This window comes from Pseudomonas sp. IT-P100 (assembly GCF_949767185.1).
In the GTDB taxonomy this organism is placed as follows: domain Bacteria; phylum Pseudomonadota; class Gammaproteobacteria; order Pseudomonadales; family Pseudomonadaceae; genus Aquipseudomonas; species Aquipseudomonas fluorescens_B.
In genome coordinates, this window is record NZ_CATKQK010000018.1 from 47,669 (window position 1) to 58,039 (window position 10,371).

Sequence of the window (10,371 nt, forward strand, 5' to 3'; positions counted from 1 at the left end):
GCAATGCGCCGTTAGAATCAGGGCGTCCTCGCCCGGAATAGTTAGCATGTTTTGGTTACTGGCGACCTTCGCCTACCTGCTCGGCTCTCTGTCCTTCGCCATTTTGCTCAGCCGCCTGACCGGTAACCCCGATCCGCGAATGAGTGGCTCGGGCAATGCCGGCGCCACCAACATGTTGCGCCTGGCCGGCAAGAAACTCGCCATCCTGACCCTCATCGGCGACCTCTGCAAAGGCCTGCTGCCGGTGTTGATCGCAGGCATTGCGGGCCTTTCGCTGCAAGAACAGGCCTGGATCGGCGTTTGCGCCGTCATCGGTCACCTGTTCCCCCTGTACTTTCGCTTTCGCGGCGGCAAGGGCGTCGCCACCGCCGCTGGCATGTTGCTGGGCCTTTACCCGCCTGCGGCCCTGCTGGCAGTCTGCGCGTGGCTGCTGACGTTCTTCCTGACCCGCACCAGCTCACTCGCCGCCCTGATCGCCACACCACTTACCCTGCCGCTGCTGGCCTGGCAAGAACCGGCGGCATTGCTGCCCATGAGCGCACTTACGGGGCTGATCGTCTGGCGTCATCGCGGCAATCTACGCGACCTGTTTGCCGGGCGCGAACGGCATTTTTAGATACCGCACGTGAGCGCCGCTCATCACAGCCCCGACAATTGCTCCATCGGCCAGCGCGCCTGAACGCTGATCGCCAGGCTTTCATGCTGACCGGCCTGCAAACGCTGGCAGCCAGCGAACGCGATCATCGCGCCATTGTCGGTGCAGAACTCCGGACGGGCGTAAAAGACGTCGCCCTTCAGGTCGCCGAGCATTTTCTCCAGAGAAGAACGCAGCGCCTTGTTCGCGCTGACGCCGCCAGCGATCACCAGACGCTTCATACCCGCCTGTTTCAGGGCACGCTTGCACTTGATGGTCAAAGTCTCCACCACGGCCTGCTGGAACGCCAGCGCGATGTCGCAACGGGCTTGCTCGCTGTCGTCCCCGGCGTTGACGCTCTGCTGCCAGGTGTTCAGGGCAAATGTCTTCAGGCCGCTGAAGCTGAATGCCAGCCCCGGGCGGTCGCACATCGGACGCGGAAAGGTGAAACGCCCTGCAACGCCCTGTTCCGCCAGGCGAGCGATTTCCGGACCGCCCGGATAATTCAGCCCCATCATCTTTGCCGTCTTGTCGAACGCTTCACCGGCCGCATCATCAAGGGTCTCGCCCAAGAGCGTGTATTGACCGATCCCGTCGACCTGAACCAGCTGCGTATGACCGCCGGACACCAACAAAGCGACGAACGGGAACTCTGGTGGTTTCGACTCCAGCATTGGTGCCAGCAAGTGGCCTTCCATGTGGTGCACGCCAAGGGCCGGAATGCCCCAGGCAAAGGCCAGCGCCTGAGCGCACGAAGCCCCCACCAGCAGCGCACCAACCAGCCCGGGACCCGCGGTGTAAGCAATCGCATCGATCTCGGTCGGCACGCAGTCAGCTTCAGCCAACACCTGACGAATCAAGGGCAGCATGCGTTTGACGTGATCGCGCGACGCCAGCTCCGGCACCACGCCACCATAGGCGCGATGCAGGTCGATCTGGCTGAACAACGCATCGGCCAGCAGGCCGCGTTCACTGTCGTATAATGCGACACCTGTCTCGTCGCAAGAGGTTTCTAAGCCCAGTACTAGCATGGGTTTGCGCCCTGTTTAGGCTGAATTCGAAGGCGCGCATAATAGTCGCCACGGGATGCGCCGACTAGCGGTTTTCGATCAGAGGCTTTGCATTCCGGTCGATGAGGGGTTAACATCCGCAACCCTTAAAAACCGACGTCTTCAAGTGCTCTTTTGCCGCGAGGATGTTGACCCCGGTAATGAATGAAGGTAGCTCTGGATGCCAGCCGTCAAAGTAAAAGAGAACGAACCCTTCGACGTAGCTCTGCGTCGTTTCAAGCGCTCCTGCGAAAAAGCCGGTGTACTGGCTGAAGTTCGTAGCCGCGAATTTTACGAGAAGCCAACTTCTGAGCGTAAGCGCAAAGCAGCAGCCGCTGTTAAGCGTCACGCCAAGAAAGTTCAGCGCGAACAGCGCCGCGCCGTTCGTCTGTACTAATACACAGACGATCGTAGCAAGCTTCTGCCAAGCCCGGCCCTCAGCCGGGCTTATGGCATTTGCGGAAATCGCTTGATGCTTCACCGTCAAAGCCGCACATGCGACCGAGACAAACCCGCTTCACAGCGTCAGACCTGGCTCTTTTGCCAGCGGTGCACGTCTTTTCTGACGAGCCTTCCAAGGCTACTGACGAGCACACCCACTGATTCCTCTCACGACGATCAGCCCAAGGCACCTTCTTGCGTGCCCGCTTATGAGCTATCCGAGGCCATCGACTGGCCGCAGCGGATTCAGCGAAACACTTTCAAATAGTCGAATACTGATTGGCATTAACGTCAGTGGATTTTCGGCAGATACACTTCCCGACAGCGATTACGCAGACGACACTGGTCGAGCCGCACATTTTGCGCGCCTCAAACTACGACCTGTATTCGGCCGCCCTTCGTTTCGGGTCCATTTCAGCGCAGATGACGAGAACGCCATGGCCGGGCTAATTCCCCAGAGCTTCATTGACGACCTTCTGAACCGCACCGACATCGTCGATGTGGTCAGCTCGCGCCTGCAACTGAAAAAGGCCGGCAAGAACTACACTGCCTGCTGCCCGTTCCACAAAGAGAAAACCCCCTCCTTCAGCGTCAGTCCCGACAAGCAGTTCTATTACTGCTTCGGCTGCGGCGCTGGCGGAAACGCCCTCGGCTTCATGATGGACCACGACAACCTGGACTTCATCCAGGCTGTCGAAGAACTGGCCAAAGCCGCCGGCATGGAAATCCCCCGCGAAGAAAGCGGCCGGCCGCACAAACCGCGGCAGCCGACCGATTCGCCGCTATACCCGCTTCTCACCGCCGCAGCCGATTTCTACCGCCAGGCACTGAAAAGCCATCCATCGCGTAAAGCCGCTGTGGATTACCTGAAGGGTCGCGGACTGACCGGCGAGATTGCCCGGGATTTTGGCCTCGGTTTCGCCCCGCCTGGCTGGGACAATCTGTTCAAGCACTTGAGCAGCGACACCCTGCAACAGAAAGCCATGGTCGATGCCGGCCTGCTGATCGAAAACGCCGAAACCGGAAAACGCTATGACCGCTTCCGCGATCGCGTGATGTTTCCGATCCGCGACAGCCGCGGGCGCATCATCGCTTTCGGCGGCCGGGTACTGGGCGATGACAAACCGAAATACCTGAACTCACCGGAAACCCCGGTATTCCATAAGGGCCAGGAACTCTACGGCCTTTATGAAGCACGCAAAAACAACCGCAATCTCGATGAAATCATCGTCGTCGAAGGCTACATGGATGTCATAGCCCTCGCCCAACAAGGCTTGCGCAATGCCGTCGCCACGCTGGGCACCGCCACCAGCGAAGAGCATTTGAAACGACTGTTTCGCGTTGTGCCCAACGTGTTGTTCTGCTTCGACGGCGACCAGGCTGGCCGCAACGCCGCGTGGCGAGCGCTGGAGGCCACCCTGCCCTGCCTGCAAGACGGGCGCCGTGCACGTTTCCTGTTCCTGCCTGAGGGCGAGGACCCGGACACGCTGGTCCGCTCCGAAGGCACTGACGCGTTCCGCGCGCGAATCAATCAGCACGCACAGCCACTGGCAGATTATTTCTTTCAGCAGCTGACCGAGGAATCCGATCCGCGCTCGCTCGAAGGCAAGGCCCACATGGCCACCCTCGCCGCGCCGCTGATCGACAAGGTCCCGGGTGCGAACCTGCGCATCCTGATGCGTCAGCGCCTGACCGAAATCACCGGCCTCAGCGGCGAGGCCGTGAGCCAACTGGTACAAAGCGCGCCTCAAGACGCGCCACCGGCCTACGACCCGGGCATCGATTACGACGCCATGCCGGACTACAGCGACTACCATCAGCCGCAGGCACAAGAGATGTATGTGCCGCAGCAGGAATGGACGCCGAAGAAACCCGGTGCCGGCGGCAAGAAATGGGACAAGAAACCCTGGGACAAGAATGGCAAGCGTGGCGGTGATCGCGATCAACCGAGCGCTCCGCGCACACCGATTGCCGTGGAAGCCCCGACACTGATTGCACTTCGCACGCTCATTCATCACCCGGAACTGGCCGGCAAGGTAGAAACCGCCGATCACTTCGCCAATGAGAGCAACACCTACGCACAACTGCTGGTGGCCCTCATCGAGGCGGTGCAAAAAAATCCTAAGCTAAACTCAATTCAGTTAATGGCCCGCTGGCACGGGACAGAACAGGGACGTCTGCTCAAAGCATTGGCGGAAAAGGAATGGCTGATTAAGGGCGATAACCTTGAACAACAGTTTTTAGACACCATTACTAGGCTATCAGCCGGTCAACACACCGATAGCCTTGAAGCACTTATCAGAAAAGCAAGGCAGCCAGGATTGACCGCAGAGGAAGCAAATCAGATCGCAAATCAGATGCGCGACCTATTAAAACGCAATATGGCTACACCAAACCCGACCTCAACTGGCGCGTGAGGTCATAGCTCAGGTATAATCCTCGGCTTGTTTTTTGCCCGCCAAGACCTTCAGTGGATAGGGTGTTATGTCCGGAAAAGCGCAACAGCAGTCTCGTATCAAAGAGTTGATCACACTTGGTCGTGAGCAGGGCTACCTGACTTACGCGGAGGTCAACGACCACCTGCCGGAGGATATTTCAGATCCGGAACAGGTGGAAGACATCATCCGCATGATCAATGACATGGGGATCAACGTATTCGAGGTTGCGCCAGATAAGGATTCCCTTATGCTGGCCGACGCCGATACCGACGAAGCCGCGGCCGAAGAGGCAGCAGCAGCGTTGGCAGCGGTCGAGACCGACATTGGTCGCACCACCGACCCAGTGCGCATGTACATGCGTGAAATGGGTACGGTAGAGCTCCTCACACGTGAAGGCGAAATCGAAATCGCCAAACGTATTGAAGAGGGCATCCGCGAAGTGATGGGCGCAATCGCGCACTTCCCTGGCACGGTTGACCATATTCTCTCCGAGTACACTCGCGTCACCACCGAAGGTGGCCGCCTGTCCGACGTCCTGAGCGGTTATATCGACCCGGACGACGGCATTGCGCCGCCTGCTGCAGAAGTGCCGCCGCCAGTCGATCCGAAAGCCGTGAAAGCGGACGACGACACCGACGACGATGACGCCGAAGCAACGGATGACGAAGAAGAAGCCGAAAGCGGCCCGGATCCGGTCATCGCGGCACAGCGTTTTGGCGCTGTCTCCGATCAGATGGAAATCACCCGCAAGGCGCTGAAAAAGCACGGTCGCAACAACAAGGCGGCGATTGCCGAACTGTTGCTGCTGGCTGAGCTGTTCATGCCGATCAAACTGGTGCCGAAGCAATTCGAAGGCCTGGTCGAGCGTGTTCGCAGTGCCCTGGATCGTCTGCGTCAGCAAGAGCGCGCGATCATGCAACTGTGCGTTCGTGATGCCCGCATGCCGCGTGCCGATTTCCTGCGCCAGTTCCCGGGCAATGAAGTCGACGAAAGCTGGACCGATGCACTGGCCAAAGGCAAAAGCAAATACGCTGAAGCCATTGGTCGCCTGCAACCGGACATCATTCGTTGCCAGCAGAAGCTGACCGCGCTGGAAACCGAAACCGGTTTGACGATCGCCGAGATCAAGGACATCAACCGTCGCATGTCGATCGGTGAGGCCAAGGCCCGCCGCGCGAAGAAAGAGATGGTTGAAGCGAACTTGCGTCTGGTGATCTCCATCGCCAAGAAGTACACCAACCGTGGCCTGCAATTCCTCGATCTGATCCAGGAAGGCAACATCGGTCTGATGAAAGCGGTAGACAAGTTCGAATACCGCCGCGGCTACAAATTCTCGACTTATGCCACCTGGTGGATCCGTCAGGCGATCACTCGCTCGATCGCCGACCAGGCCCGCACCATCCGTATTCCGGTGCACATGATCGAGACGATCAACAAGCTCAACCGTATTTCCCGGCAGATGTTGCAGGAAATGGGTCGCGAACCGACCCCGGAAGAGCTGGGCGAACGCATGGAAATGCCTGAGGACAAGATCCGCAAGGTATTGAAGATCGCTAAAGAGCCGATCTCCATGGAAACCCCGATCGGTGATGACGAAGACTCCCATCTGGGTGACTTCATCGAAGACTCGACCATGCAGTCGCCAATCGATGTTGCTACCGTTGAGAGCCTTAAAGAAGCGACTCGCGAAGTCCTGTCCGGCCTCACTGCCCGTGAAGCCAAGGTTCTGCGCATGCGCTTCGGTATCGATATGAATACCGACCACACCCTCGAGGAGGTTGGTAAACAGTTCGACGTGACCCGTGAACGGATTCGCCAGATCGAAGCCAAGGCGCTGCGCAAGCTGCGCCACCCGACGAGAAGCGAGCATTTGCGCTCCTTCCTCGACGAGTGATCACAAAACCCCCGGCCCAGGCCGGGGGTTTTGCTTTGTGCAGATAAAATCCCTCGCACCTCCCTCCCGCCGAATAGCCCGTCTACACTCGAAGCATTCCCCGAGCCATAACGAGACCGTTATGCCCAGACTGCCGACCGTGCTTTTTTTGCTGTCGCTGATGACCTGGACCGCAACGGCTGGCGCGCTGACTCTGACCGACGAAGAACGTAGCTGGCTGGCGGCCCACCCGGACTTGCGCCTGGGTGTGGATGCGTCATGGCCACCCTTCGAGTTTCGCGATGATCAGGGCCGCTATCAGGGCCTTGCGGCGGACTACATCGACCTGATCCGCCAACGCCTGGCTATCAAGCTCACGCCCATCGAACCCGTGAGCTGGACGGTTGTTCTCGAACAGGCCAAGCAAGCCAAACTGGACCTGTTACCGGGCATCATGTCGACCCCGGAACGCCAGGCATACCTGTCATTTACGCGTCCCTACCTCGACTTTCCAATTGTCATACTTGCCCACGTCGGCGGCGCGCAACCGCGCAAACTCGAAGACCTGTACGGCCTGAAAATCGCCGTGGTGGAAAACTACGCGCCCCATGAACTGCTGCGCACTCAGCATCCCGATCTGAACCTGGTCGGATTGCCCAACGTCAGCTCAGCCTTGCAGGCACTGGCGACCGATGAAGTGGACGCGGTGGTCGGCGATCTCGCCTCCAGTGTCTGGAGCCTGCGACAGCTCAAACTCGACGGACTGTATGTCAGCGGCGAAACGCCCTATCGCTATCAACTGGCCATGGGTGTGCCCCGGGAAAACAAGATTCTGGTCGGCATCCTCGACAAAGTCCTGGCAGACATGACCCCGGCTGAAATCAGCTCCATTCAGGAGCATTGGGTCGGCAATGTTCTCGATCATCGAACATTCTGGTCCGATCTGCTGGTGTACGGCCTGCCGGGACTGCTGCTACTGATGACGGTGCTGGCGGTCGTGATTCGGATCAACCGCCGCCTCAGTTCGGAAATCGCCCGCCGCGTCGACCTGGAACAGGAGCTGCGCAGCAGCGAATACCATTACCGCGGGCTGGTGGAGAGTCTTTCGGCCATTGCCTGGGAGGCGCGGATCACCGATTTCACCTACAGCTATGTGTCGCCCCACGCCGAAGAATTGCTCGGCTACCCCTTGGCCCATTGGCTGATTCCAGGCTTCTGGCGCAATATCATCCACCCCGCCGACCTGACCCGCGCCCAGACGTTCTGCGATCAGGAAGTGCTGGCCGGGCGCGATCACAGCCTCGATTACCGGGTCATCACTGCCGATGGACGCTGCATATGGGTACGCGACATCGTCAGCCTGATCGAGCACGGTCATGAGCCGGTGATGCGCGGCCTGATGATCGACATCAGCGAGGCCAAGCGCACCGAAGAGGCGCTGCGCCTGTCGGAACAGAAGTTCGCCTCGGTCTTCCAGCAATGCCCGGACATCCTGGTCATTGCGCGTCTTTCCGACGGCTGCCTGCTGGAGGTCAACGAAGCGTTTGAAGAACAGATCGGCCTCAAGGCAGAAGACGTCATCGGCCAGACGGCCACCGACCTCAATATCTGGGGCGTCCCCGGCGTCGGGCCGGGCTTGCTGCAACGCTTGCAGGCCGGCAGCATCCGTAACCTGGAAATGCCCTTTCGCCGCAACAATGGCCAGGTTTTTACCGGCCTGATCTCTGCCGAACCCTTCGACCTCGACACCACCCCGGCGCTGGTGGTGGTCGTGCGGGATATCAGCCAGCTCAAGGAAACCCAGCAACAGCTGCAAACCTCCGAAGAAAAATTCGCCAAGGCTTTCCACGCCTCGCCTGACGGTTTGTTGCTGTCCCGGCAGAGCGACGGTTTGCTGCTGGAGGTCAACGAGGGTTTCAGCCGCATTACCGGCTTCAATAGCGCGATGTCCGTGGACCGCTCGGCGTTGGAGTTGGGAATCTGGGTCAATCTCAACGAACGTAAACAGATGCTCGACCTGCTGCATCGGGACGGTTTTGTCCGCGACTTCAGTTGCCATATCCGTCGCAGCGACGGGCAGATCCGCCTCTGCGAAGTGTCGAGCCGTCCGCTGCCGATTGGCGACGAAGATTGCATGCTGACCATCGCGAGGGACATCACCGAGCGCCACCTGATGCAGGAAAAACTGCAACAGGCGGCGACCGTGTTCGAGAGCACCGCCGAGGGTGTGTTGATCACCGACACCCAGCAGCACATCAGCGCGGTCAACCGCGCGTTTACCGAAATCACCGGTTACAGCGAAAGCGAGGCCCTCGGCCACACCCCGCGCCTGCTCGCCTCGGGCCTGCATGACAGCGCTTTCTACGCGGCCATGTGGCATCAACTGACGGCCGAAGGCCATTGGCAGGGCGAGATTTCCAACCGGCGCAAGAACGGAGAGCTCTATCCAAGCTGGCTGACCATCAGCGCCGTGCGCAACCGCGACAAGTTCATCACCCACTTTGTCGCCGTATTCGCGGACATTTCCAGCCTCAAGCACGCGCAGGCCAAACTCGATTACCAGGCGCACCACGACCCGCTGACGGGCTTGCCGAACCGCACGCTGTTCGAGAGCCGACTGCTGACTGCACTCAACAATCAGCAGGAAAACGGCGGCCAGGGCGCCGTGTTGTTCCTCGATCTTGACCGCTTCAAACACATCAACGACAGCCTCGGCCACCCGGTCGGCGACCTGCTGCTCAAGGGCATCGCCGTGCGCCTCAAGGACCAGTTGCGCGACATCGATACCGTGGCGCGCCTCGGTGGTGACGAATTCATCATCCTGCTGCCCGGCCTGCAACAGTCGAGCGACGCCGACAACATCGCAACCAAGTTGCTCAACTGCTTCTCTGCGCCATTCCAGGCGGGCGAGCACGAGTTCTTCATCAGCGCCAGCATTGGCACCAGCCTCTACCCCAAGGACGGTTGCGACGTCGCCACACTGGTCAAGAACGCCGACGCGGCGATGTACCGCTCCAAGGCCAAGGGCCGCAACCGGGTCGAGAGCTATACCCGTGACCTGACCGCTCAGGCCAGCGAGCGGGTCGCACTGGAACACGAACTGCGCCGTGCCATCGAGCGCAATGAACTGTCGCTGCATTACCAGCCGAAAATCAGCCTGGACGACAATCGCCTGGTGGGTGCAGAAGCCCTCATCCGCTGGCATCACCCGACTTTCGGCGCCGTGCCGCCGGAGCACTTCATTCCCTTGGCCGAAGAGAACGGGATGATTCTGCAGATCGGCGACTGGGTGCTCGAGACCGCATGCCGGCAGATGTACGAATGGAACCTGACTTATGAATGCCTCGGCCCATTGTCAGTCAACCTCGCCGGCGCGCAACTGCGCCAGCCCAACCTGCTCGGCCGGATCGAACAACTGCTCAAGGACAACCGTCTTCAGCCCGGATTATTGCAACTGGAAATTACCGAAAACTTCATCATGAGCCAGGCCGAGGAAGCGCTGGCGGTGCTGCATCAACTCAAACACCTGGGCGTGCAACTGGCCATCGATGACTTCGGAACCGGCTATTCATCCCTGAGTTACCTCAAGCGCCTGCCGCTGGACATCCTCAAGATCGACCAGTCGTTCGTCCGCGGCCTGCCGGATGACCCCCATGACGCGGCCATTGTTCGCGCGATCATCGCGCTGGGGCGCAGCATGCAATTCACCGTCATAGCCGAGGGCGTCGAGACGTTCGCGCAGCAGCAATTCCTCGCGGAGGAAGGCTGCGAACAGATTCAGGGCTACATCGTCAGCCTGCCCTTGCCGGCGGACGAATTCGCCGCGACGTTTCTTCGTATAGCCGTATCGGATTTTTCGGATAGCACAGCCGAGAAACCGTCGCTATAATCCGCGGCCTACTGAGGGCCTATAGCTCAGTTGGTTAGAGCAGAGGA

Annotated in this window: 6 protein-coding genes; 5 read left to right on the forward strand and 1 reads right to left on the reverse strand. The window is 59.6% G+C overall.

The features are described from left to right. Positions 1–46 precede the first annotated feature (46 nt). Entirely contained in the window at positions 47–616 is a 570-nt protein-coding gene (gene plsY, locus ACM6IQ_RS15775; RefSeq protein ID WP_017341125.1) for a glycerol-3-phosphate 1-O-acyltransferase PlsY, read from the forward strand. Positions 617–639: 23 nt separating this feature from the next. Here the strand turns inward: plsY and tsaD are convergent, their stop codons facing one another. Further along, positions 640–1,665, reverse strand: coding sequence for a tRNA (adenosine(37)-N6)-threonylcarbamoyltransferase complex transferase subunit TsaD (gene tsaD / locus ACM6IQ_RS15780; protein WP_017341126.1), 1,026 nt, complete (start codon positions 1,663–1,665; stop codon positions 640–642). Positions 1,666–1,864: 199 nt separating this feature from the next. Between tsaD and rpsU the strand changes: the two genes are divergently transcribed. The 4 genes from rpsU (at position 1,865) to ACM6IQ_RS15800 (ending at position 10,324) form a co-directional block, all read left to right on the forward strand. After that, positions 1,865–2,080 (forward strand): 30S ribosomal protein S21, encoded by a 216-nt coding sequence (rpsU, locus tag ACM6IQ_RS15785; protein ID WP_002551877.1) that lies wholly within the window; start codon positions 1,865–1,867, stop codon positions 2,078–2,080. 481 nt (positions 2,081–2,561) lie between these two features. After that, on the forward strand, positions 2,562–4,541 hold the full coding sequence (dnaG, locus tag ACM6IQ_RS15790; protein ID WP_017341127.1) for a DNA primase: 1,980 nt from the start codon (positions 2,562–2,564) through the stop codon (positions 4,539–4,541). Between the two features lie 67 nt (positions 4,542–4,608). Beyond that, the gene (gene rpoD, locus ACM6IQ_RS15795) at positions 4,609–6,456 is read left to right on the forward strand and encodes an RNA polymerase sigma factor RpoD (RefSeq protein ID WP_017341128.1); all 1,848 of its coding nucleotides are present in this window, start codon (positions 4,609–4,611) and stop codon (positions 6,454–6,456) included. A gap of 121 nt (positions 6,457–6,577) precedes the next feature. Further along, positions 6,578–10,324 carry a bifunctional diguanylate cyclase/phosphodiesterase gene (locus ACM6IQ_RS15800; RefSeq protein WP_414879263.1) on the forward strand — a complete coding sequence of 1,249 codons (3,747 nt, stop codon included), beginning with the start codon at positions 6,578–6,580 and terminating at the stop codon, positions 10,322–10,324. Positions 10,325–10,371 lie beyond the last annotated feature (47 nt).

What these genes read in the sequence shown, in the direction of transcription:
- plsY (WP_017341125.1), top strand. Translation starts at nt 47, where the DNA reads ATGTTTTGGTTACTGGCGACCTTCGCCTACCTGCTCGGCTCTCTGTCC.
- tsaD (WP_017341126.1), bottom strand. Translation starts at nt 1,665, where the DNA reads ATGCTAGTACTGGGCTTAGAAACCTCTTGCGACGAGACAGGTGTCGCA.
- rpsU (WP_002551877.1), top strand. Translation starts at nt 1,865, where the DNA reads ATGCCAGCCGTCAAAGTAAAAGAGAACGAACCCTTCGACGTAGCTCTG.
- dnaG (WP_017341127.1), top strand. Translation starts at nt 2,562, where the DNA reads ATGGCCGGGCTAATTCCCCAGAGCTTCATTGACGACCTTCTGAACCGC.
- rpoD (WP_017341128.1), top strand. Translation starts at nt 4,609, where the DNA reads ATGTCCGGAAAAGCGCAACAGCAGTCTCGTATCAAAGAGTTGATCACA.
- ACM6IQ_RS15800 (WP_414879263.1), top strand. Translation starts at nt 6,578, where the DNA reads ATGCCCAGACTGCCGACCGTGCTTTTTTTGCTGTCGCTGATGACCTGG.